We start from the raw sequence: 23,373 nt of genomic DNA, 5'->3' as shown, positions 1-23,373 counted from the left end.
GGTAAGGTCTGCGCCTGTGACTGGAACATCTGCCGCTCTCACGCCGCCGGCCGACGCCATAGCGCCGGTACGCCACCCCGACGCGCCCGCCCCCGGTGAGCCGCTCGGGGCGCACTACGAGTACTGCTTCGGGTGCGGCGGCGGGCAGCCCCACGGCCTCCACCTGGAGGCACGCGCGGGTGAGGGCGTGACGGTCACCGCGGAGTTCACCGTGACCCCCGACCACCAGGGCGCCCCCGGCCTCGCGCACGGCGGCGTGCTCGCCACCGCGCTCGACGAGACCCTCGGCTCCCTGAACTGGCTGCTGCGGGTCATCGCCGTGACCGGGCGCCTGGAGACCGACTTCGCCCGGCCCGTCCCGGTCGGCACCGTGCTCCACCTCCAGGCCGAGGTCACCGCCGTGCACGGCCGCAAGATCTACTCGACCGCCGTCGGCCGGATCGGCGGGCCCGAGGGGCCCGTCGCCGTCCGCGCCGACGCCCTCTTCATCGAGGTCAAGGTCGACCACTTCATCGACAACGGGCGCCCGGAGGAGATCCGGGCGGCCATGTCCGACCCCGACCAGGTCAGGCGCGCCCGCGCCTTCGAGGTGAACCCCTGATGCGCAATCCCGTCGACGTACTCATCCGCCGGGTGGACCCGGAGGTGCCGATCCCCGCGTACGGCCACCCCGGCGACGCCGGCGCCGATCTGGTGACCACCGAGGCCGCCGTGCTCGCTCCGGGGGAGCGGGCCGTGCTGCCCACCGGGGTGTCCATCGCGCTGCCCGACGGCTACGCCGCCTTCGTGCATCCGCGCTCCGGGCTCGCGGCCCGCTGCGGAGTCGCCCTGGTGAATGCCCCGGGGACGGTCGATGCCGGGTACCGTGGAGAGATCAAGGTGATCGTGGTCAATCTCGACCCGCGCGAGAGCGTGCGGTTCGAACGATTCGACCGGATCGCCCAGCTGGTCGTCCAGCAGGTCGAGAAGGTGCGCTTCCACGAGGTCGCGGAGCTTCCCGGCTCTGCGCGGGCCGAGGGGGGCTTCGGGTCCACCGGCGGTCATGCCGCCGTGGACGGCACTACGGGTGGGAATCGATACGCTTCGGTCGTATCCGACCGGGAAGGACAGTGACGTGTTCGGACGTCGCAAGAAGAGCGGTGCCGCCGAGGACGCCGCCGAGCAGGTCGTCGACGCGGTGGACACCGAAGACGCGACCGACGCCGCCGGAGGGCAGCGCCGGGTGAACCTTCCGCCGGCACCCCGGCCCGACGGTCCCTGGGACATCTCCGAGGTCAGCAGGCCGGAGGACGGCCGCGTGGATCTCGGCGGCATCTTCGTGCCCGGTGTCGACGGCATGGAGCTCCGGGTGGAGGTGGCGGGCGACGCGATCGTCGCGGCCACCGTCGTGCTGCGCGACAGCGCCGTGCAGCTCCAGGCCTTCGCCGCCCCCAAGAAGGAGGGCATCTGGGGCGAGGTCCGTGAGGAGATCGCCAACGGCATCACCCAGCAGGGCGGTGTCATCGACGAGATCGAGGGCCCGCTGGGCTGGGAACTGCGCGCCCAGGTCCCGGTGCAGCTGCCCGACGGCAACCGGGGCGTCCAGCTGGTGCGCTTCGTCGGCGTCGACGGCCCGCGCTGGTTCCTGCGCGGCGTGATCTCCGGCCAGGGCGCCGTGCAGCCGGAGGCCGCCGGGCTCCTGGAGCAGATCGTCCGGGACACCGTGGTCGTCCGCGGCGAGGGCCCGATGGCCCCGCGCGACCCGATCGTCCTCAAGCTGCCCAACGACGCCCAGATGGTCCCGGACGGCGTGCAGCAGGAGGACCAGTCCGGCTCCCGCTTCTCCGGCGGCATGGGACAGCTGCAGCGCGGCCCGGAGATCTCCGAGATCCGCTGACGCCCAGGGCCCTGGGCCCACGCCATGACATGAGCAGGCCCGGTGGGCCGCTCCTCCCCGCCCGTACGCCAGGTACGGACGGGGCGGGAGCGGCCCACCGGGTTTTCCACAGCCGGTTTTCCACAGGCCTGGTCCCGGCGCCCGCGCCCGGCACATACTGGCGGCGCACACGTTCGAACCAGGGGGGTACCACGGTGAGTGAGAGCAACGCGCGGACCGGCACGGCCGTCCTCGACGACCCGGCGGCCGTGCCGATGGTCCGGGTGGAGAACCTGCACCGGTCGTACGGGACGGGGGCCGCCGCCGTGCACGCCCTGCGCGGCGTCTCGTTCGAGATCCCACGCGGCGAACTGGTCGCCCTCAAGGGCCGCTCCGGCTCCGGCAAGACCACCCTGCTCAACCTGGTGGGCGGCCTGGACGAGGCCGACCAGGGGCGCATCGTCATCGACGGCACCGACCTCGCCGAGCTGAGCGAGGACGGTCTGCTCGAACTGCGCCGGGACCGGATCGGATTCATCTTCCAGTCCTTCGGCCTCATACCCATCCTGACCGCCGCGGAGAACGTCGGCGTGCCGATGCGGCTGCGCAAGGCCGACCCGAAGGAGCGCGAGGAGCGCGTCGCCCTGCTGCTCGCCCTCGTCGGGCTCGCCGATCACACCGCCCAGCGCCCCGGGGAGCTCTCCGGCGGCCAGCAGCAGCGGGTCGCCATCGCCCGCGCCCTCGCCAACCGGCCCGCGCTGCTGATCGCCGACGAGCCCACCGGACAGCTGGACGCCGAGACCGGCCTCGCCGTCATGGAGCTGCTGCGGGCCGTGGTGCGCAGCGAGGGCTGCACCGCCCTGGTCGCCACCCACGACACCCAGCTCCTGGGTCTCGCGGACCGGGTCCTGGAACTGCGCGACGGCGAGATCATCGAGCACTGACGCGACCGCGCCCCGGCCTCGGCACCGGATGCATCAGGATCACGTCAATACGGTCCGGAGCGCCGCTACCCGTGCGGAATGTCCGATTAGCTGGACGTAAGGTCAGGGCATGGGACGCGGCAGACTCCGGATCTACCTGGGAGCGGCACCGGGCGTCGGCAAGACGTACGCGATGCTCTCCGAGGCGCACCGCCGTGCCGAGCGCGGCACGGACGTGGTCGTCGCGTTCGTCGAGCACCACGGCCGGCCGCGCACCGAGGTGATGCTGCACGGCCTGGAGGCGATACCCCGGCGCCGCCTGGAGTACCGGGGCGGCGCCTTCTCCGAGATGGACGTGGACGCGGTCCTGGCCCGGCGGCCGGCCGTCGCGCTGGTGGACGAGCTGGCCCACACCAATGTGCCGGGCTCGCGCCACGCCAAGCGCTGGCAGGACGTGGAGGAACTGCTCGCGGCCGGGATCGACGTGGTCTCGACGGTCAACATCCAGCACCTGGAGTCCCTCGGCGACGTGGTCGAGTCGATCACCGGGGTGCGGCAGCGGGAGACCGTGCCGGACGAGGTGGTGCGCCGGGCCGACCAGATCGAGCTGGTCGACATGTCGCCGCAGGCGCTGCGGCGGCGGTTGGCCCACGGCAACGTCTACCAGCCGGACAAGGTCGACGCGGCCCTGTCGAACTACTTCCGGCCGGGCAACCTGACGGCGCTGCGCGAGCTGGCGCTGCTGTGGACGGCCGACCGGGTCGACGAGTACCTGCGCCAGTACCGGGGCGAGCACAACATCCGCTCCACCTGGCAGGCCCGGGAGCGGATCGTCGTCGGCCTCACCGGCGGCCCCGAGGGCCGCACGCTGATCCGGCGCGCCGCCCGGCTCGCCGAGAAGGGCGCCGGCGGCGAGGTCCTGGCCGTCTACGTCTCCCGCAGCGACGGCCTCACCGCCGCCTCGCCGAAGGAGCTGGCGGTGCAGCGGACCCTGGTCGAGGACCTCGGGGGGACCTTCCACCATGTGATCGGCGACGACGTCCCGCACGCCCTCCTGGAGTTCGCCCGGGGCGTCAACGCCACCCAGATCGTGCTCGGCTCCAGCCGCCGCCGCACCTGGCAGTACGTGTTCGGGCCGGGCGTCGGCCAGACCGTGGCCCGCGAGTCGGGTCCGGACCTGGACGTCCACATCGTCACGCACGAGGAGGCCGCCAAGGGCCGCGGGCTGCCCGTCGCGCGCGGCGCCCGCCTCGGCCGCGGCCGGATCCTGGCGGGCTGGCTGGTCGGCGTCGCCGGACCCGCCCTGCTCACCCTGCTCCTCATCCATGTCGACGCGGACCTCGGCCTCGCCAACGACATGCTGCTCTTCCTCACCCTGACCGTCGCCTCCGCCCTCCTCGGCGGCTTCCTGCCGGCCCTGGCCTCGGCGGCGTTCGGCTCCCTGCTGCTCAACTGGTTCTTCACCCCGCCGCTGCACCGGCTGACCATCGCCGACCCGCTGAACATCGTGGCCATCGCCGTCTTCTTCGGCGTCGGCATGTCCGTGGCCTCCGTCGTCGACCTGGCCGCCCGCCGCACCCAGCAGGCCGCCCGGCTGCGCGCCGAGTCCGAGGTGCTGTCCTACCTCGCCGGCAGCGTGCTGCGCGGCGAGACCAGCCTGGAGGCCCTGCTCGAACGGGTCCGGGAGACCTTCTCCATGGAGTCCGTCGCCCTCCTGGAGCGCACCGACGACCTCGCGCCCTGGACCAGCGCCGCGAGCGTCGGCTCCCACCCGGCGGCCCGGCCCGACGACGCCGACGTCGACATGCCCGTCGGCGACCACCTGGCGCTCGCCCTGACCGGCCGGGTGCTGCCCGCCGAGGACCGCCGGGTCCTCGGCGCCTTCGCCGCCCAGGCCGCCGTCGTCCTCGACCGCCAGCGGCTCGTCGACGAGGCCGAGGAGGCCCGCAAGCTCGCCGAGGGCAACAAGATCCGCACCTCGCTGCTCGCCGCCGTCAGCCACGACCTGCGCACCCCGCTCGCCGGCATCAAGGCCTCCGTCAGCTCGCTCCGCTCCGACGACGTCGAGTGGTCCGACGAGGACCGGGCGCTGCTCCTCGAAGGCATCGAGGAGGGCGCCGACCGGCTCGACCACCTCGTCGGGAACCTCCTCGACATGTCCCGGCTGCAGACCGGCACCGTCACCCCGCTGATCCGCCCCACCGACCTCGACGAGGTCGTCCCCATGGCCCTCGGCGGCGTCCCGGACGGCAGCGTCGAACTCGACATCCCCGAGACCCTCCCCATGGTCGACGTCGACCGGGGACTCCTCGAACGGGCGGTCGCCAACATCGTCGAGAACGCCGTCAAGTACAGCTCCGAGGGCGTCCCGGTCGCCGTCTCCGCCAGCGTCCTCGGCGAGCGCCTCGAACTGCGCGTCACCGACCGCGGGCCCGGCGTCCCGGACGAGGGCAAGGACGGCATCTTCGAACCGTTCCAGCGTTTCGGCGACGCCCCGCGCGGCTCCGGCGTCGGCCTCGGCCTCGCCGTCGCCCGCGGCTTCGTCGAGGCCATGGGCGGCACCCTCGCCGCCGAGGACACGCCCGGCGGCGGCCTCACCATGGTGCTCACCCTGCGCACCGCCGGCGGCGTCGCGCCGCCCCCGGACCCGGGCGCCGCCCCGGAGTCCGTCCACAGCTTCACGTGACAGACCCGGGCCACGGCCCCCGGCCCGTAAGCCCGTAACACCGCCTGCAAGAAACGAACAGGAAGGCCACCCTCCATGACCCGGGTCCTCGTGGTCGACGACGAGCCACAGATCGTCCGCGCCCTGGTGATCAACCTCAAGGCGCGGAAGTACGAGGTCGACGCGGCGCCCGACGGCGCCACCGCCCTCCGGCTCGCCGCCGAACGCCATCCCGACGTCGTCGTCCTCGACCTCGGCCTGCCCGACATGGACGGCGTCGAGGTGATCAGGGGCCTGCGCGGCTGGACCCGCGTGCCGATCCTGGTGCTGTCCGCCCGGCAGACCTCCGACGAGAAGGTCGAGGCCCTCGACGCCGGCGCCGACGACTACGTCACCAAGCCCTTCGGCATGGACGAGCTGCTCGCCCGGCTGCGCGCCGCCGTCCGCCGCGCCGAGCCGGTCGGCCGCGAGGAGGGCGACGTGGTCGTCGAGACCGACGGCTTCACCGTCGACCTGGCCGCCAAGAAGGTGCACCGGGCCGGCAAGGACGTCCGGCTCACCCCGACCGAGTGGCACCTCCTGGAGGTGCTCGTCCGCAACAGCGGCCGCCTGGTGAGCCAGAAGCAGCTGCTCCAGGAGGTCTGGGGCCCCTCGTACGGCACCGAGACCAACTATCTGCGGGTCTACATGGCCCAGCTGCGCCGCAAGCTGGAGCCGGACCCCTCGCACCCGCGCCACTTCGTCACCGAACCGGGCATGGGCTACCGCTTCGAACACTGAGTGCGGTCCCGGTGCGGTCCCGGTTCGGTCCCCGACGGGCTGTCGGCGGCGGCCGGTACGCTTTTACGTATGAGTGCCGCACCGCGTACAGAGAAGCCCGCCGGGCGCTTCCGCCGCATGCTCGACCGTCTGTCCACCTCCCAGGAGGAGCTGGAGTCGGTCGAGCTCCAGGAGGACTCCGCGGCCTCGGGGTGCACCCGTATCTCCGACTGCTCCGACCGCGAGATAGTCAAGGTGACTGGTACGTTGCGGACGGTCACCCTGCGCCCCCGTGCGGGTGTGCCCGCGCTGGAGGCCGAGCTCTTCGACGGCACGGCCCCGCTGGACGTCGTCTGGCTGGGCCGCCGCTCCATCGTGGGCATCGAGCCGGGCCGCAAGCTGATCGCCTCCGGCCGCATCTCCATGAGCCGCGGCCGGCGGGTCCTCTTCAACCCCAGATACGAGCTCCGACCGCTCGGACAGGAGTAGCCGGTGACGTCAGTCGACAAGCCGACCACCGACAGGGCCACCCCGGCCGGCCAGGCCGACAAGGCGGTGACCGAGGCCGCCCTGTTCGAGGCCTTCGGCGGCGTGCGCGGCATGGTGGAGACGGTCCTGCCCGGACTGCTCTTCGTCACGATCTTCACGATCAACAAGAACCTGCACTTCTCGGCGATCGCCGCGCTCGGCGTCTCGCTGGTCCTGGTGGCCGTGCGCCTGGTCCGCCGCGACACCGTCAAGCACGCCTTCAGCGGCGTCTTCGGCGTCGCCTTCGGTGTCGTCTTCGCGATGATGACCGGCAACGCCAAGGACTTCTATCTGCCGGGCATGCTGTACACCCTCGGCCTGGCCCTGGCGTACATCATCACGACCCTGGCCGGTGTGCCGCTGATCGGCCTGATCCTCGGCCCGGTCTTCAAGGAGAACCTCTCCTGGCGCACCCGCAACCCCGGCCGCAAGAAGGCCTACGCGAAGGCCAGCTGGGCCTGGGGCCTGATCCTGCTCGCCAAGTGCGCGATCCTCTTCCCGCTCTACTGGTGGGCCGACACCACCCAGTTCGGCTGGGTCCTGGTCGCCCTGAAGATCCCGCCGTTCCTGCTCGCGGTCTATCTGACCTGGGTCTTCCTCGCCAAGGCGCCGCCGCCGATCGACGTGTTCGCGGAGCTGGAGGCCGAGGAGGAGGCCGAGAAGGAGGCCGAGAAGGCCCGCAAGGCCGCGGACCGGGACCGTACCGACGTCTGACCGGCACACCGCACGCGTACGGGAAGGGGCCCGGGACCTGTCACAGGTCCCGGGCCCCTTCTCGTACTTCCGTACCTGCGTACGTCAGCCCTCGTCGCCCGCCCGGCGGACCGAGAGCAGCTCCTCCAGCTGCTCCTCGCGGGCCTGGGTGGCCACGAACAGCAGCTCGTCGCCCGCCTCCAGGGTCTCCTCCGGGCTCGGGGTGAGCACCCGGGAGCCGCGGATGATGGTGACCAGGGAGGTGTCCTGCGGCCAGGCCACCTCGCCGACCTGCGTCCCCGCGATCGCCGACTCCGGCGGCAGGGTCAGCTCGACCAGGTTGGCGTCGCCGTGGCTGAAGCGCAGCAGCCGGACCAGGTCGCCGACGCTCACCGCCTCCTCGACCAGGGCCGACATCAGACGCGGCGTCGAGACGGCGACGTCCACGCCCCACGCCTCGTTGAACAGCCACTCGTTCTTCGGGTTGTTGACCCGGGCGACCACGCGCGGCACGCCGTACTCGGTCTTGGCGAGCAGCGAGACGACCAGGTTCACCTTGTCGTCGCCGGTCGCCGCGATGACGACGTTGCAGCGCTGCAGCGCCGCCTCGTCCAGCGAGGTGATCTCGCAGGCGTCGGCGAGCAGCCACTCCGCCTGCGGCACCCGCTCCACCGAGATGGCGGTCGGGGCCTTGTCGATGAGGAGGACCTCGTGGCCGTTCTCCAGGAGCTCGCCCGCGATGGAACGGCCCACCGCGCCGGCGCCTGCAATAGCGACACGCATCAGTGACCGCCCTCCTCGGGACCCTCGGCGAAGGCCGCCTCGACCTTGGCGATCTCGTCCGTCCGCATCATCACGTGCACGAGGTCGCCCTCCTGCAGCACCGTCTGCGAGGTCGGAATGATCGCTTCGCCCAGCCGGGTGAGGAAGGCCACGCGCACGCCGGTCTCGTCCTGGAGCCGGCTGATCTTGTGCCCGATCCACGCCGGCGAGGTGTGCACCTCGGCGAGCTGCACTCCGCCGCTCGGGTCACGCCACAGCGGCTCCGCGCCCGAGGGCAGCAGTCGGCGCAGCATCTGGTCGGCGGTCCAGCGGACCGTGGCGACCGTCGGGATGCCGAGGCGCTGATAGACCTCGGCACGCCGCGGGTCGTAGATCCGCGCGGCCACGTTCTCGATGCCGAACATCTCGCGCGCGACCCGCGCGGCGATGATGTTCGAGTTGTCGCCGCTGCTGACGGCGGCGAAGGCTCCGGCCTCCTCGATGCCCGCCTCGCGCAGCGTGTCCTGGTCGAAGCCCACGCCGGTCACCCGGCGGCCGCCGAACCCCGAGCCCAGGCGGCGGAAGGCCGTCGGGTCCTGGTCCACGACCGCGACGGTGTGCCCCTGCTGTTCGAGGGTCTGCGCGAGAGCGGCTCCCACTCGCCCGCAGCCCATGATGACGATGTGCACGTCCCCTTACCCCGCACTCCTGATCGTCTTGCTGACCTGCGAAAACACCCTGCTCACAACTCTCCTGGCCTTAGGGCCTGTCCGGCCGCGGCGGACGGCGCACCGGCGCGCCGTCCGGTCCGAGCTTATGCGGCCACCGTGGCCGGGACCTCACCGGCGGTGGTATCCAGGGAGATTCCGTGCCGATCGGGGACCGCGGTGGTCTTGACGCTTTCCTAACGCTTACGATCCTCGGCGTGTCAAAACTGACTGACGTGCCCAAACGGATCCTGATCGGACGGGCCCTGCGCAGCGACAAGCTCGGCGAGACCCTTCTCCCCAAGCGGATCGCCCTTCCGGTGTTCGCCTCCGACCCGCTGTCCTCGGTGGCGTACGCACCGGGTGAGGTCCTCCTCGTCCTCTCCGTCGCGGGCCTGTCGGCCTACCACTTCAGCCCGTGGATCGCGCTCGCGGTCGTGGTGCTGATGTTCACGGTCGTCGCCTCGTACCGGCAGAACGTGCACGCGTACCCCAGCGGCGGCGGCGACTACGAGGTCGCCACCACCAACCTCGGGCCGAAGGCCGGACTGACCGTCGCGAGCGCCCTGCTCGTCGACTACGTCCTCACCGTCGCCGTGTCGATCTCCTCCGGCATCGAGAACCTCGGCTCCGCCGTCCCGTTCGTCGTCGAGCACAAGGTGGCCTCGGCCGTCGCGGTGATCATCCTCCTCACCCTGATGAACCTCCGCGGGGTCAAGGAGTCCGGCGGCCTCTTCGCCATCCCGACGTACGTCTTCGTCTTCGGCGTCTTCGCCATGATCGTCTGGGGTGCCTGGCGCGGCCTGGTCCTCGGCGACGACATGCGCGCGCCCACCGCCGGCTTCGAGATCAAGGCCGAGCACGGCGGACTCGCCGGCTTCGCGCTGATCTTCCTGCTGCTGCGCGCCTTCTCCTCCGGCTGTGCCGCCCTCACCGGCGTCGAGGCCATCTCCAACGGCGTGCCCGCCTTCCGCAAGCCCAAGTCGAAGAACGCCGCCACCACCCTGGCCCTCATGGGCGGCCTCGCCGTCACCATGTTCTGCGGCATCATCTTCCTGGCCATGGCCACCGACGTCCGGATGGCCGAGAAGCCGGCCACCGACCTGCTGGACAACGGCACCCCGGTCGGCGAGGGCTACGTCCAGGACCCGGTGATCTCCCAGGTCGCCGCCGCCGTGTTCGGCGACGGGACGTTCTTCTTCGTCCTGCTCGCCGCCGCCACCGCGCTCGTCCTCTTCCTGGCCGCCAACACGGCGTACAACGGCTTCCCGCTCCTCGGCTCGATCCTCGCCCAGGACCGCTACCTGCCGCGCCAGCTGCACACCCGCGGCGACCGCCTCGCCTTCTCGAACGGCATCGTGCTGCTCGCCGGCGCCGCCGCCCTGCTCGTCTGGCTCTACGGCGCCGACTCCACGCGCCTGATCCAGCTCTACATCGTCGGCGTCTTCGTCTCCTTCACGCTCAGCCAGATCGGCATGGTCCGGCACTGGAACCGGCACCTGAGGACCGAGCGCGACACGGCCAAGCGCCGCCACATGATCCGCTCCCGCGCGATCAACGCCTTCGGCGCCTTCTTCACCGGCCTCGTCCTGGTCGTCGTCCTCGCCACCAAGTTCACCCACGGCGCCTGGGTCGCCCTGCTCGGCATGGTGATCTTCTACGTGACGATGACCGCGATCCGGCGCCACTACGACTCCGTGGCCGCCGAGATCGCCGCCGCCGAGGAACGCCCCGACGAGTACGTGCGACCCTCCCGGGTCCGCTCCGTCGTCCTCGTCTCCAAGCTGCACAAGCCCACCCTGCGCGCCCTCGCCTACGCCAAGCTCATGCACGCCGGCGAGCTGGAGGCGGTCACCGTCAACGTCGACCCGGTGGAGACCAAGGCGCTGAAGGAGGAGTGGGAGCGGCGCGGCATCAACGTGCCGCTGAAGATCCTCGACTCGCCCTACCGCGAGATCACCCGGCCGGTCATCGAGTACGTGAAGACCATGCGCCAGGAGAGCCCGCGGGACGCCGTCTCCGTCTACATCCCGGAGTACGTGGTCGGCCACTGGTACGAGCACCTGCTGCACAACCAGAGCGCGCTGCGCCTCAAGGGCCGGCTGCTGTTCACGCCGGGCGTGATGGTGACCTCGGTGCCGTACCAGCTCCAGTCCTCCGAGGCCGCGAAGAAGCGGGCCCGCAGGCGCTCGGAGTGGAACGCGCCCGGTTCGGTGCGCCGCGGCCCGGTGGAGAAGGCCCGGAAGGAACCCGCCGGAAAGAGCAACTAGACTGGTGGGCTGCTGTGAATACAGCAGCCCACTTCTCCTTTCCCGTCCTCTTTCTCGTCCTCGCCCTCTGGAGCCCCCGATCATGCAGAACACCCCTGTGAAGTCCCTGATCGGGGAGGAGTACGAGGTCGAGGTCGGCCCGGTGGCCCACGGCGGCCACTGCATCGCCCGCACCGAGGGCGGCCGCGTCCTGTTCGTGCGCCACGCCCTGCCCGGTGAGCGGGTCGTGGCCCGGGTCACCGAGGGCGAGGAGACCTCCCGCTTCCTGCGCGCCGACGCGGTCGAGGTCCTGGAGGCCTCGAAGGACCGCATCGAGGCGCCGTGCCCCTTCTCAGGCCCGGGCAGGTGCGGCGGCTGCGACTGGCAGCACGCCAAGCCGGGCGCGCAGCGCCGCCTCAAGGGCGAGGTGGTCGCCGAGCAGCTGAAGCGGCTCGCCGGCCTCACCCCGGAGGAGGCCGGCTGGGACGGCACGGTCGTCCCCGCCGAGGGCGACAAGCTCCCCGCGGGCCAGGTCCCGCAGTGGCGCACCCGCGTGCAGTACGCGATCGACGCCGACGGCCGGGTGGGCCTGCGCAGGCACCGCTCGCACGAGGTCGAGGTGATCGACCACTGCATGATCGCCGCCGAGGGCGTCTCCGAGCTCGGCATCGAGAGCCGCACCTGGGAGGGCATGGCCTCGATCGAGGCGATCGCGGCGACCGGTTCGCAGGACCGCCAGGTCATCCTCACCCCGCGCCCGGGCGCCCGTCTCCCCATCGTCGAGCTCGACAAGCCGGTGTCGGTGATGCGTGTCGGCGAGAAGGACGGCGGCGTCCACCGCGTCCACGGCCGCCCCTTCGTCCGCGAGCGCGCCGACGACCGCACCTACCGCGTGGGCAGCGGCGGCTTCTGGCAGGTCCACCCGAAGGCCGCGCAGACCCTGATGCTCGCGGTCATGCAGGGCCTGACCCCCCGCAAGGGCGAGACCGCCCTCGACCTCTACTGCGGCGTCGGCCTCTTCGCGGGCGCCCTCGCCGACCGCGTCGGCGACCAGGGCGCCGTCCTCGGCATCGAGTCCGGCAAGCGCGCCGTCGAGGACGCCCGCCACAACCTCGCCGACTTCCCCCGCGTCCGCATCGAACAGGGCAAGGTCGAATCCGTCCTCCCCCGCACCGGCATCACGGACGTCGACCTCATCGTCCTCGACCCCCCACGCGCCGGCGCCGGCAAGCAGACCGTCCACCACCTCGCCCGCCTCGGCGCCCGCCGCATCGCCTACGTGGCCTGCGACCCGGCCGCCCTGGCCCGCGACCTCTCCTACTTCGCGGAGGGCGGCTACCGGGTGCGCACCCTGCGGGTGTTCGACCTGTTCCCGATGACCCACCACGTGGAGTGCGTGGCGATCCTGGAGCCGGTGAAGAAGGACGCCTGACCTGCGGTTTTGCGGGGGTGCTTTATGGGCGGTGTGGGCGTTACGGGCGATATCTTGACGCTGAGATGACGCTCATTTGACGCTCGTTCTGATGGGGCGTCAGTCGATTGTCGGGGAGGGCCGGGCTGCGGCGCGCACCGATGAACAGACGCGCTGCGGCGAAAGCGACGGAGCACGGCGAGCGAGGCTCGTCGGCTCCGTTTCGCTCTTGTGCGCTCGATGAGGAAGCGTTGCCGACCATTGCCTGAGAAGGAGTGCCTATCGCCTCGACGCGCGGCTAATATCCAGCTCTCAGGTACCGGCATGCGTCCGGCCTTTGGCCTGCTGCACGTCTGAAGGAGATCGGAAGCCCGGTGAGCAGTGCTCGTTCTGGTGGGCGGGTGCTGGCTGCCCACCCCGGTGACCCCAAGCGCGTCGGCCCCTACCGGATCATCGGGCGCCTCGGCTCAGGGGGCATGGGCACGGTGTTCGCCGGCCTCGACGCCGCCGGTCTGCGGGTCGCTGTCAAGGTCGTCCACCCTGCCCAGGCGGACGACGCGGAGTTCCGGGCGCGCTTCCGCCGAGAAGTCCAGCTCTCCGCCCGTGTCCAGGGCCCCTGCCTCATACCCCTGATCGCGGCTGACGCCGAAGCACCGTCACCGTGGCTGGCCACTGCCTATGCCCCAGGGCTCACCCTCGATCGGTACATCGCCGCGCACGGGCCGCTGGCCGGTGGAACCCTCTACGCCTTTGCTACGGGCACAGCCCAGGCCCTCGCGGCCATTCACGCCGCGGGTGTCGTCCACAGGGACGTCAAGCCGCAGAACGTCATCCTGACCCCGGTCGGTCCCCGAGTCCTGGACTTTGGCATCGCCCATGCCGCCGACGGCACATCCGTGACGCGCACCGGCATTCTGACCGGAACCCCAGGATGGATCAGCCCCGAGCACTACCGCACCGGTACAACGGGTCCCGAGGGCGACATGTTCGTCTGGGGCGCCCTCATAGCCTTCGCAGCCACCGGTCGCGCGCCCTTCGGCGGGGGAGCCCCCGACGCGGTCGCGTACCGGGTCATGTCCGAGGATCCTGATCTGCGTGGCCTTCCTGGCGAACTCCACGCCATCGTGCGCAGTGCTCTCGCCAAGGAGCCGGGGGACCGAGCCACCGCGTGGGACGCTGCCGAGACATGTGCCGTCCTCCTCGCAGCACAGGCCACACAGGTTGCGCCGACGGGTGCGGAGCCGACACTGGTGGGCGATCCCGTCGCTGCCCAGTGGGCCGTCCCCACTCTGGACGACCCGAACTGGAGGCATCCTGCCCGTTCCAGCAGACGACTCGTCGGCATCGCGGCGGTGGTGGGCACTGTCATAGGCGGCCTGGCGGGTGGAGCGCTGGCCCTGCAGCCCGACAAGACGGAGACGGCTTCGACGAGTTCCCGTCCTCCCTCCAGCGCATCCCCCAGCAAGACTGCCACCATGCCGGCTTCCGCTTCGCCCGCAAGCTCCCAGGCTGTGGTGGAAGCCGCGTCATCCCCTACTCCTGCGAACGCGGACGAGGCGACGATCGCCACGTGGCGTGCAGCTCGTCGTGCCAAAGGAGAAGCGGAGATCGAGACCGAGGCCGCACTCGGGCACGACCTCAGCTACGGCATGGGCGAGGACTACAACTACAGCGGTCAGTACAACGTGGGCTACGCCCCGGCCCGGAGAGAGCTCTACATAGCCATCAGCGGTCCGGCCATGGAGTCACGCGTCGTGCAGGGAGTGGCCAAGAACGCCTGCCTCACCTTGCGCATGATGGCGGGCATCTACAAGTCCCTTCCGTATGACGAGTACGTCCTGGTCGACAACACCACGTCCACGGCGCCGGCGATCGTGTGGGAGGACGACTTCCGCGCCAACACCGGCTGCATCACGCAGACCGTCGACCGCACCGCCGCCGACCCCGGGCAGGAGCCGAGCTGGCACCCCACCGAAGAAGGACTGGTCGCGGCCCAGATCCCCAGCGTCGACAAGCGCGAAATCAGAGTGGCAACCGAGGCGGTCCACCAGCTCTTTGTCGACTGGAACGCCAACTCCCGGCTGCTCGAAGACCCCCGCTATATCAGCGACGAGAACACCAGCATCGGTTTCGCTCCGCACGAAGGTGTGATGTACGTGTGGGCCACGAAGCCCGAGTGGGACCAGAGCACGCGAGAGGAGTGGGCAGAGGCCGCCGCCGGCGTGGCCTGCCAGACTGTTCTCGCGGAATCTCGCGCGGGGCAGGGATGGGGCTACGCCCAATACGCGGTGGCAGTCCTCGACGGTGCTGGAACCACGGACTTCCTTCGCTGGGGCACGGCCGGCAGCTGTGCGAGCTGACCTCCTCTCCGGGCATCACCACTGCGCTGGGTGATAGCCGGCCGAGCGAGGGACGTCTGTGGCCTGTCAGGCGCCGAACGCGGGCATGAGCCTGCCCGCCCCTGGTGCACGTGTCCCTCCAGCCTTGCGCCGGGGGGAAGCGGTTCCAAGTACGGTCCCGTGTTGGTTGCCGCCCGCGCTCTCCCCGTCAAGTGCTTAGAAGGCACTCGGTGTGATCCGTGAGTTAGGGTGCGTGACCTGCGTCTTTGTCGGCATTCGCAGGTCACGCGCTCGATCTTCCGGCGTTTTCGGGACGGTCCGCTAGCTGCGCTTCACGCGCTGACCGGGCAGCAGGCGGATGGCGAGGACGGATCCGTCGGCGTGGATGGATACGGGGCCGCCCCACTTCTTGTCCCAGGCGAGTTGGGGACGAGTGTGCCGGGCCGCGTGTACGCGGAGGCGGTACTCTTCGACCTCCCCTTCGGTAAGGAGGTCGAAGAGCTCCTTGTCCACGCCGGAGAACGCTTCGACGCGCGGCCCGTTCAGCCGGAACACATGGTCGGTGCCGGCGTAGGTGTGCCCGAGGAGGCGGTGGCTGATGTCCTGGACACTGCCGGCGGCAGCGTGTTCGAAGTCTTCGAACCGTTCGTTGCCCTGCCGCTTGGTGAGATAGCGGGAAGTGCCCTGACCGGAGCCGGTGAAGGCCATGAGCCCGGCCGCCGCCGCATGTCCGAGGACCTGCTGAAACCACTTGAAGTACTCGGGGGTCACGTGGCAGCCGGGAACTGGCTCGCGGGCCACCCCTCCCACATGGGGCGGCTGGATCCCCGGAAAGGGATTCTCCTCCGATGGGGCGGTGTCCAGGTCGGCTTTGCTTTCGCCGGAGGGGTCGGCGAGCCAGCCGTCACGGCCGGGAGCCTGCAGCGCGTGGACGGTCACGGTGCCGTCCGCAGGAAGTTCCGTGCTGAACAGCAGGCTCGGGGTCTCGTTCCACGCGCCGATGTGCACGGCCTCGGCGTGCACAGACGCGGACGCCAGCTGGCCGGCCGATATCGCCGCGTTGCTGTGGTTGCCCTTGGTCGCGATGGGGATTACGAGGGACGGCTCCCCAGGGCGCCAGACCTCCGCGAAGTACTGCGGCCGGTACCCGTACCCGATTTTGTTGCCCTTCTCCCTGCTCGTGAGGGCCCACCCGGCGCGCAAGACTGTGTCGGCCGGGACGATGCTCACGGAGTGCTCGGGGAACCGCCGCCCGAGCACCTGCTTGGCGAGCGTGAGCCCGAAGGCCATGCCGAGCTCGTGCGACTGGATGGTCTTGTACCGTTCGGCGATCTTCCGCCCTTCGGTCGAAAGCCCGAGGAACGAGTCAGGACCACCCGCCAGCGCCTGGCTGTACTTCAGGGCTCCCCAGTGCTCTGCAAGGCCGCGTCCGGCCCCCTTCCAGGACAGCGTCGTGGCCCGGCCGAGTGTGTGCAGCACGTCCCACATGGAGACTCGCACCCGGCGGTCGAGCTCGTTGCCCGGGATCCCGGACAGGACCGGTTTGCGGCGGAGCGGCTCGGCCTCCCTCTTCTTGCGCGCCTTGTCGTCCGCAGCGATCGCGGACTGCACCTTGCCGAGCAGTTCTTCGTTGGATCGGATGGACACGTTCGACGATGCGTCGAGGTCGAGTAGTACCTTCTTGGCCGGCTTCAATGAGTCCCCTACGGCTCGCACGGGCACTTCAAGAACCCCGCGAAGGTACGGTTGCGGCAGCCGGAGCACGCAAGTGCGCAGGGGCGCACAAGGCATGGACGACCCGCCCGCGAAGCGAATCGACCCATCGACAACGTTGATCTCGGTCAAGCTATTGGCGACGTCACGCCTCGTCACCGGCCGTATGGAACCGGATTCGGCGGCACCCTTGCCTTCGTACGAGTCGACACCAAACGCACGGTAGGGCGCTGATGTTGTGACCTCTGTAGAGGGCTTCGGGTTCGCCCTCGGGATCGGACGCTGCTTGCTCGAACTGCACCGCGTCTCTGCCGCCGTCCGTGCCGCCGCGTAGAGAACGTGACACCTCCTTGTCCGGGTAGCGGGTGGGCCCTTCTGCGCGACGAGGGGAATATGCGTGTGTCGCATGCCGCGGAGGGAGATGCTGGTGTATGCAGACTGGAAGCCCCGTGGCTGCAGGCGCCGGGGCGGAGGTAAGGGATCGGGGGTGGCTCGTGACAGGCGGGGCTTTCGAGGAGCTGACACGGACGGGCGAGCTGGGGCCGGTCTCGTTCGACCTGCTGCGGCGACTGGTCCACCAGGTTCGCCGCTCCTACGGCTTTCCACCGCCCGAGGGGCACGCGGAGTGGAGCGATGACGCTGCCTATGAGGTGGTCCTGGCGATGCTGACCCGCGAAGGGAAAGGACAGAAGTTCGTCACAAGCTGCTTCGCGCTCGCCACGGACGATGCTTCGCTGGAACGTGTGTATCTCGCGACGATCAAGCACTACTTCATCGACGAGGCGAAGAAGACGCCGCGGGGCAAGCTTCGGCGCCGTATCGCCCGGCTGATGAGCGAGGACCTGGCCTACCGGAAAACCAAGGGTTCCCCGCCCCGCTGGGCGCTGGCCGACCATGCCGATGGAGCTGTATGGCAGGGAGACCTGGACGATCTCATCGCCCGGGCCGCGCGGGTGACAGGGGTCGGCATCACCCGCTGGAACCATGCCGGCCCCACACCCAAGCAGACGGTCCATGCCCTCAAGACCATCCTGCTGTGCGTGCTGCAGCATGCACAGGGCGCGGTGCGGAAGGAGGACCTCGCCAAGGTCCTCGAGGCCCGGTTCGAGCTCCTGGCACCGGCCCGCTTCACCCCGCTGTACGCCGACGAAGGCACCGTCGCCGAAATCGTCGAACGGCAGGCGGCCACCACCGCACCGGACCCGACCGGGGTCGACGCAGTGGCCGAGGACATCTGGCAGCGCCTCTCACCCAATGAGCGCCTGCTGCTCCCGTACCTCGACAAGGACGCCCATCACGCGGCGCAGCTGCTGGAGATCCGGCAAGGCCACGCAGCCATGGTCCTGTCCAATCTCAAAACTCTGCTCCGTGACGCCCTATCCGTGGACAGTGACCCGCAGGCAGTCATGACCGCACTGCTGCGGCGCTGCGGCGACGCTCCTTCGTGAACCGTCCCAGTTACGTCGTCTGGATCCAGTGAGAAGAGAATGCGCTGATGGACCACAGCCGAGGAGACGGGGGAGACGGCATGAGCTCTGTCCACACCACTGCCTACCAGAGGCTGGTAGCCGCCGCGGCGGGATTGAAAGTGCCCGACGCCGTCCACCGGGTGGCCACCGCACCACCTCAGGACCCACGTCCGGGCCAGATCTGGCGTGCGGCATGGGAGGACACCATCCAGCTGCTGCTGATCACAACGATCGGTGACGATGACACCGTGCGTGCAGTGCCGACCTCCTTCGAACGGTACGTTGACAGCGACACCCTGCTTCTGCCCGCTCAGGCGACCACCCTGGAACAGCCGCTGGCATTGTGGTGGGGCTTGGAGACGACGCTTCCGTGGTGCGTGCTGGACCGGCAGGTCGGCGAGCTGACCAACCGCCCTGACATCCTCACCTCCCGCACACTTGCCGATGCCATCGCAGGCACCAAGCGGGGCAGCGGCGCTTTGCCGTCCGCGGCGGCCGACGAGTACCGCGCAGTCCTCGCCGACCGCCTTGAGGCCTTGGCCTCGGCACAGTGGGCTCCCCAAGGGGCGGGAGGCCTTTCCCAGCTTTTTCGTGCCCACGCCATCACCGCCCCGCAGCTCGCGGCCGCATTGAATCTGCTGCCGCCTCAGGCGCTCGCCGTATGGAGAGGACAGCAGGCCCTCACCGCCGACCAAGCCGCCGCACTCGCCGAGCGCCTCGGCCAGCCGGCCGGGTACCTGCTCGCGGCCAACCCCGCCTTGCCACCTGTCGTCGTGCACGAGCTGAACCGCCCCCTGCGCCGCACGCAGATCAAGAAGCTCGCCGCTCAGTACGACGAGACTGAACGCGACGGCCGACTGCGCGCCGCCTACGGCATCTTCACGCTCGCGGCACGCGACGATGACCGCGCCCAGCCGAACTGGACCGCCCGCACGGACCGCTACTTCGAACTCATCCTGGACAAATAGAGGAAAAGGGGGCACCTCGCGTGGTCAATTACGTGCTCGCCGGCGCAGCCCGCACTCAGGCCGCCGCCATGATCAAGGAAGTCGAAGCGGCTCGCCCCCGTGCCCTCGAACGCCTGACACAAGGCGCCCTCGCGGAACTGCGGACCTGGCCCGAGCTCACCGTCAAAGACGTTCCCGAGGGCCAGGCGGCACAAGGCTGTAGCGTCGCCGGAGCATACGACTACGGCCCGCCGCCGCGCCTGTCGGTCGCCATGTCCGCCAGCCAGGCACGGCGGGACTTCACCGCTCTGCACGAACTCGGTCACCACCTGCAGAAGAGCAGCTTTGACCTTATGGAGCCCTTCAGCCGGGAACCCGACGGCGGCGTCCTCCTCGAGGATGCCGCCTGCGACGCGTTCGCCGCCGAGATCCTGCTCCCCGCGCACCTCGTCGGTCATCACCTGGACGTCAAAGGACCCACCGCCTTGGCGATCACCCACTTGTGGCGGGCGAGCAACGCCTCCCGCATGGCCGTCTGCGTGCGAGCAGCCCAGCACCTCCCCGCTCCTGGTCACATTCTCCTCCTCGATCCCACCGGACACCTCGCCTTCGCCGCCTCGCACGGAGAGCGCCCCCTGCGACGTGGCAGCTTCCAAGGTGACATCCCCGTCATCGACCGTGCCCTGACCGGCTCCGGCCGCGCACAAGGGCGAACCCAGGTCCGCTACCGCGACGGCATCCTCGGACGCGAACTGCACACTGACACCGCCCCCATGGACGGCTACATCGTCGCCGTCCTCGTCACCGACTCCGCCCCCTGGCGCGCCTTCACTCCGCCCACCGCAGGCAGCGGCCCCCAGTCGCGCAACTACATCTGCGCGAACTGCGACGAGGAGTACCGCTCCTTCGAACCCGCCTGCCCAAGCTGCCGCGTTCCTCAGTGCCCCGACTGCGGCCGCTGCGCCTGCCCGCCCCGTGTCCCGGGCCGCGCCTGCCCCGGCTGCTTCATCGTGCACCCGCCCGCGATGTTCCCCCCGAACAGCGACCGCTGCTTCGACTGCTCCTGACGCCCCGCCGGCCCCGCGAACCGCACGCGTCTTCCTACCCGCGAGTTACGTCGTCCGTCCCAGGCGAAGCACCCCACCCAGGGTGCCCAAGGAACCCGGCGCCGGCTGCGGGAACCCGTCGGAACGTCGCCGGCAGGAACAGCAGGAACAGCAACGTGGCCATTCAGATCACCGCGGTACGCCTGACGGCCGGCGGCACTACGCACGAGCACATCACCCACCTGTGGTGGACCAACCAGACGTCCGGCGAGGCAAGCAACAGCACCCGGGCGCAGATCGTCGACTGGATCGAGAACCAGGCCGGCAAGGCCTACACCAGCGACGCAGCCGGCCACCGCACGGAAGTCGCCGTCGAGACGCCCGCCCGAGGCGAGAAGTACCTGCGGACCCACGCCGACGGCGTGTGGACCAACAACCTCCTCGCTCTTCCCCGGCGCTGACCCGCCATCGCGAAACCGCCGTCCGACGTGCCGCCCCCTGCGGCGGCACGCCCGACACCCCCGGTACTCACCAGTCCGAACACGCGCTCCCCACTTCAGGAGGACCCCATGTCCCAGGACAGCCACGGGCCCAAGCCCGTCACGATCATCGTCAACGCCCGCCCCCACACCTGGGAGGCGAAGGCCATCACCTACGAGCAGGTCGTCGACCTCGCCTACCCTGGCCAGCCGCCGAACGACCAGGACACCTACACCGTCCGCTACAGCCGCGGACACGACGGACACGGAGCGGGAAGCCTCACGGCTGGCCACAGCGTCCGCGTGAAGGAGGGGATGGTTTTCGATGTCTATCGCACTTCTCGCTCGTGACCCCGACCTGTCCCGCCTCCTCGACGACGGCTACGACGTCGTCGTGCGCGCTGGCCACATCGTCGTCCAGCGCATCCCGTACGTCACCGAGAACCGCACCGTCGAGTACGGCTTCCTCGCCTACCCCGTGACCGTCAGCGGAGACCGAGTCGTCTCCGACACCGACCACCGCATCTGGTTCGGCGGCTCCACCCCGTGCACCGAGCACGGCCGCCCCCTGACCCTCGCCAACCCGGAGACCCGGGTGATCGCCGAGGACATGCAGGCGAACTTCATGCTCTCCAGCAAGCCCACCCCCAACGGCTACCCCGACCAGTACACGAAGATCACCGCATACGCGCGGATCATCGCCGACCACGCCTACGCCCTCGACCCCTCAGCCACGCCCACCCCCGGCGCCGCGTGGCAGGAGATCGACGACGATAGCCCCTTCGCCTACCGCGACACCGCCACCTCCCGCGCCGGCATCACCGCCATCAACCGCCGATTCCGAGGACAGCGCATCGTCATCGTCGGCCTCGGCGGCAGCGGAAGCTACATCCTCGACCAGGTCGCCAAGACCGAGGTCGACTCGATCCTCCTCATCGACGGCGACACCTTCGACAACCACAACGCCTTCCGCGCACCCGGGGCCCCCACCCTCGACATCCTCCGCGCCCGTCCGCCCAAGGCCACCTATCTCGCCTCGGTCTACGCCAACATGCACCGCAGTGTGACCGGCTGCGTGCAGTACCTCGACGAGTGCAACCTCGACCTCCTCGAAGGGGCGACGTTCGTGTTCCTCGCCTCCGACGACGCGGCCAGCAAACCGGCCATCATCAACTGGATCGAAGCGCACGACGTGCCATTCATCGACGTCGGCATGGGCATCGAAGAGATCGACGGCCGCCTCAGCGGACTGCTCCGCATCACCACCAGCCTCCCCGGTCGCCGAGAAGCCGCCCGCCGACGTATCCCCAAGCCCGCGCCCGAACGCGACGCCTACGCAAGCAACATCCAGACCTCGGACCTCAACGCGCTCAACGCCATCCTGGCCGTCATCCGCTGGAAACGCGCCCTCGGCATCTACGCCGACGCCACCGACGAGGCCCACACCACGTACTCGCTGATCACCAACGAGATCGCCAACGAGGACCGGCCGTGACTCCGCAAGACACCCTGAGCCCGGTCTTCACCGAGACCTTTCCCCAGGCCATGGACGCAGGGGTGCTCTACATCTCGATCCCCTACCGCACCTGCGGCCACTTGTGCTGCTGCGGATGCGGACACGAAGTCGTCACACCGCTCTCCCCGGCCCAGTGGTCCCTCACCTACGACGGCGAGAATGTTTCCCTCACCCCATCGATCGGCAACTGGTCCCTCCCGTGCCAGTCTCACTACTGGATCCGCGACGGTCGCGTTCACTGGAGCCGCCGCTACTCGGCGGCAGAAATCGACCAAGACCGGGACCGAGACCTTCGTTTGCTGGTCGTCTATGACAGGGGAGAGCAGCGGCCGCGACGAACGGCTGGTCTCCGCCGTTATCTGAGGCTTTGGCGTCAGTAAACCGGCACTGCGCTCCGTTTGATCGGATGACGACCGAGGTTGGGTCTGGCGGTAGTCCGACTCCAGCTCGCGCTGGAGTTGCTGGTGCGTTGGGCGAGGTACTTCCCGCCACCAGGTCGTACCCTGTGGTCGACTTCTGCCCGTGTGTTCCGGTTGGTGGTTGCACGGTAGCGTCGCCGTGCGAGACCGATCTCGGAAGGGGCGAACACCGGATGGTGCGCGGGAACAGCATTGACGGGTATGAGCAACTGGGACTGATCCTGGATTTCGCGGGGGTGCTGACCGCCAGCCCCATCGAGGTTCACCGGGCCTGGTGCGTGTCCGAAGGACTGGAGCCGGGCGCGTGGCGTGCCACCCTCAACGATCATCCCGAAGGCCGGCGGCTGTACGCGGCGCTGGAGATCGGGGAGATCGGGCAGGCCGAGTGGAATGAAGGAACAGCAGCTCTGCTGGGCGAGCACGTGGACCCCGTGAACCTGATGGGGCGGGCCTGGGCCGAGGTGCCTCCGGCGCGTCGGATGATCGCGCTCGCCCGGGCCGCGCAGGCTGCCGGGCATCGGCTCGCGCTGCTGTCGAACAGCTTCGGGCTCGACCCGTTCAACCCGTACGAGCACGTGGGGATCTGGGACCTCTTCGACGTGCACGTCGTGTCCGAGCTCGAGGGGATGGCGAAGCCGGCCCCAGCTATCTACCGGCTGGCCCTGGAGCGGATCGGGTTGCCTGCCGAGCAGTGCGTGTTCGTGGACGACCATGAGGTGAACCTGCCGCCCGCTGCCGAGCTGGGCATCACGACTGTTCACGCCACCGACGAAGACAGGGCGGTCGCCGAGCTGGAGGCTCTTCTCGGCGTCACGGCTGTGCTCACCGTCTGAGCGTCAACTGCCGCCTGGCCCGAAGGCTGTCCACCGCCCCGTTTCTGTGAGTACTGTCCG

At 70.0% G+C, this 23,373-nt stretch carries 22 protein-coding genes; 19 read left to right on the top strand and 3 right to left on the bottom strand.

Translation table 11 applies throughout. The features are described from left to right. The first annotated feature begins 16 nt into the window (after nt 1-16). The 8 genes from AB0M18_RS03370 to AB0M18_RS03335 all read left to right on the top strand — a co-directional run bounded on the left by AB0M18_RS03370 (nt 17) and on the right by AB0M18_RS03335 (nt 7,444). Entirely contained in the window at nt 17-601 is a 585-nt protein-coding gene (locus tag AB0M18_RS03370; RefSeq protein WP_265864948.1) for a PaaI family thioesterase, read from the top strand. After that, nucleotides 601-1,113 (top strand): dUTP diphosphatase, encoded by a 513-nt coding sequence (dut, locus tag AB0M18_RS03365; RefSeq protein ID WP_017237679.1) that lies wholly within the window; start codon nt 601-603, stop codon nt 1,111-1,113. The genes AB0M18_RS03370 and dut overlap by 1 nt, the downstream gene beginning before the upstream one ends. Nucleotide 1,114: 1 nt before the next feature. Further along, nucleotides 1,115-1,876, top strand: coding sequence for a DUF3710 domain-containing protein (locus AB0M18_RS03360; protein ID WP_365755107.1), 762 nt, complete (start codon nt 1,115-1,117; stop codon nt 1,874-1,876). 254 nt (nt 1,877-2,130) lie between these two features. Then, nucleotides 2,131-2,799, top strand: coding sequence for an ABC transporter ATP-binding protein (locus AB0M18_RS03355; protein ID WP_365755478.1), 669 nt, complete (start codon nt 2,131-2,133; stop codon nt 2,797-2,799). Between the two features lie 109 nt (nt 2,800-2,908). Continuing rightward, nucleotides 2,909-5,464 carry a sensor histidine kinase KdpD gene (locus tag AB0M18_RS03350; protein ID WP_365755106.1) on the top strand — a complete coding sequence of 852 codons (2,556 nt, stop codon included), beginning with the start codon at nt 2,909-2,911 and terminating at the stop codon, nt 5,462-5,464. Nucleotides 5,465-5,539: 75 nt separating this feature from the next. Further along, nucleotides 5,540-6,223, top strand: a complete 684-nt coding sequence (locus AB0M18_RS03345; protein WP_265864951.1) for a response regulator — start codon at nt 5,540-5,542, stop codon at nt 6,221-6,223. Between the two features lie 69 nt (nt 6,224-6,292). Continuing rightward, nucleotides 6,293-6,691: an OB-fold nucleic acid binding domain-containing protein gene (locus AB0M18_RS03340; protein WP_365755105.1), complete on the top strand. Its 399-nt coding sequence runs from the start codon at nt 6,293-6,295 to the stop codon at nt 6,689-6,691. Between the two features lie 3 nt (nt 6,692-6,694). Beyond that, nucleotides 6,695-7,444 (top strand): DUF3159 domain-containing protein, encoded by a 750-nt coding sequence (locus AB0M18_RS03335; RefSeq protein ID WP_365755104.1) that lies wholly within the window; start codon nt 6,695-6,697, stop codon nt 7,442-7,444. 84 nt (nt 7,445-7,528) lie between these two features. On the opposite strand, the gene AB0M18_RS03330 is transcribed toward AB0M18_RS03335, so the two are convergent. Next, nucleotides 7,529-8,206, bottom strand: coding sequence for a TrkA family potassium uptake protein (locus tag AB0M18_RS03330; protein ID WP_365755103.1), 678 nt, complete (start codon nt 8,204-8,206; stop codon nt 7,529-7,531). Then, the gene (locus AB0M18_RS03325) at nt 8,206-8,874 is read right to left on the bottom strand and encodes a TrkA family potassium uptake protein (RefSeq protein ID WP_365755102.1); all 669 of its coding nucleotides are present in this window, start codon (nt 8,872-8,874) and stop codon (nt 8,206-8,208) included. Before AB0M18_RS03325 ends, AB0M18_RS03330 begins: the two co-directional genes overlap by 1 nt. Before the next feature lie 236 nt (nt 8,875-9,110). Here AB0M18_RS03325 and AB0M18_RS03320 point away from each other — a divergent pair, with 236 nt between their 5' ends. From AB0M18_RS03320 to AB0M18_RS03310, 3 genes are all read left to right on the top strand, one after another. Then, nucleotides 9,111-11,162 (top strand): APC family permease, encoded by a 2,052-nt coding sequence (locus AB0M18_RS03320; RefSeq protein WP_365755101.1) that lies wholly within the window; start codon nt 9,111-9,113, stop codon nt 11,160-11,162. Between the two features lie 82 nt (nt 11,163-11,244). Further along, nucleotides 11,245-12,573 (top strand): class I SAM-dependent RNA methyltransferase, encoded by a 1,329-nt coding sequence (locus AB0M18_RS03315; protein WP_365755100.1) that lies wholly within the window; start codon nt 11,245-11,247, stop codon nt 12,571-12,573. 353 nt (nt 12,574-12,926) lie between these two features. After that, a complete protein-coding gene (locus AB0M18_RS03310; RefSeq protein WP_365755099.1) occupies nt 12,927-14,912 on the top strand; it encodes a serine/threonine-protein kinase in 1,986 nt (661 codons plus the stop codon). A 300-nt stretch (nt 14,913-15,212) separates the two neighbouring features. Here AB0M18_RS03310 and AB0M18_RS03305 read toward each other — a convergent pair whose 3' ends face one another. Continuing rightward, on the bottom strand, nt 15,213-16,586 hold the full coding sequence (locus AB0M18_RS03305; protein ID WP_365755098.1) for a hypothetical protein: 1,374 nt from the start codon (nt 16,584-16,586) through the stop codon (nt 15,213-15,215). Nucleotides 16,587-17,098: 512 nt separating this feature from the next. Between AB0M18_RS03305 and AB0M18_RS03300 the strand changes: the two genes are divergently transcribed. The 8 genes from AB0M18_RS03300 (at nt 17,099) to AB0M18_RS03265 (ending at nt 23,313) form a co-directional block, all read left to right on the top strand. Further along, nucleotides 17,099-18,052, top strand: coding sequence for a hypothetical protein (locus tag AB0M18_RS03300; RefSeq protein WP_365755097.1), 954 nt, complete (start codon nt 17,099-17,101; stop codon nt 18,050-18,052). Between the two features lie 80 nt (nt 18,053-18,132). After that, entirely contained in the window at nt 18,133-19,041 is a 909-nt protein-coding gene (locus tag AB0M18_RS03295) for a hypothetical protein (protein ID WP_365755096.1), read from the top strand. Between the two features lie 20 nt (nt 19,042-19,061). Further along, complete coding sequence (locus AB0M18_RS03290; protein ID WP_365755095.1) at nt 19,062-20,087, top strand: DUF955 domain-containing protein; 1,026 nt, start codon at nt 19,062-19,064, stop codon at nt 20,085-20,087. A 155-nt stretch (nt 20,088-20,242) separates the two neighbouring features. Beyond that, nucleotides 20,243-20,527, top strand: coding sequence for a DUF3892 domain-containing protein (locus AB0M18_RS03285; RefSeq protein WP_365755094.1), 285 nt, complete (start codon nt 20,243-20,245; stop codon nt 20,525-20,527). A gap of 108 nt (nt 20,528-20,635) precedes the next feature. Beyond that, entirely contained in the window at nt 20,636-20,896 is a 261-nt protein-coding gene (locus AB0M18_RS03280; RefSeq protein ID WP_033204305.1) for a multiubiquitin domain-containing protein, read from the top strand. Next, nucleotides 20,871-22,040 (top strand): ThiF family adenylyltransferase, encoded by a 1,170-nt coding sequence (locus tag AB0M18_RS03275; RefSeq protein ID WP_365755093.1) that lies wholly within the window; start codon nt 20,871-20,873, stop codon nt 22,038-22,040. Before AB0M18_RS03280 ends, AB0M18_RS03275 begins: the two co-directional genes overlap by 26 nt. Before the next feature lie 50 nt (nt 22,041-22,090). After that, nucleotides 22,091-22,441, top strand: a complete 351-nt coding sequence (locus AB0M18_RS03270; RefSeq protein ID WP_365755477.1) for a DUF6527 family protein — start codon at nt 22,091-22,093, stop codon at nt 22,439-22,441. Nucleotides 22,442-22,653: 212 nt separating this feature from the next. Next, entirely contained in the window at nt 22,654-23,313 is a 660-nt protein-coding gene (locus AB0M18_RS03265; RefSeq protein ID WP_365755092.1) for an HAD-IA family hydrolase, read from the top strand. The last annotated feature ends 60 nt before the right edge of the window (nt 23,314-23,373 follow it).

It is taken from the genome of Streptomyces sp. NPDC051909 (assembly GCF_040681095.1).
Classification (GTDB): Bacteria; Actinomycetota; Actinomycetes; order Streptomycetales; family Streptomycetaceae; genus Streptomyces.
The sequence above is the reverse complement of the archived record's forward strand: the minus strand, read 5'-3'. Positions and strand labels throughout refer to the sequence as shown.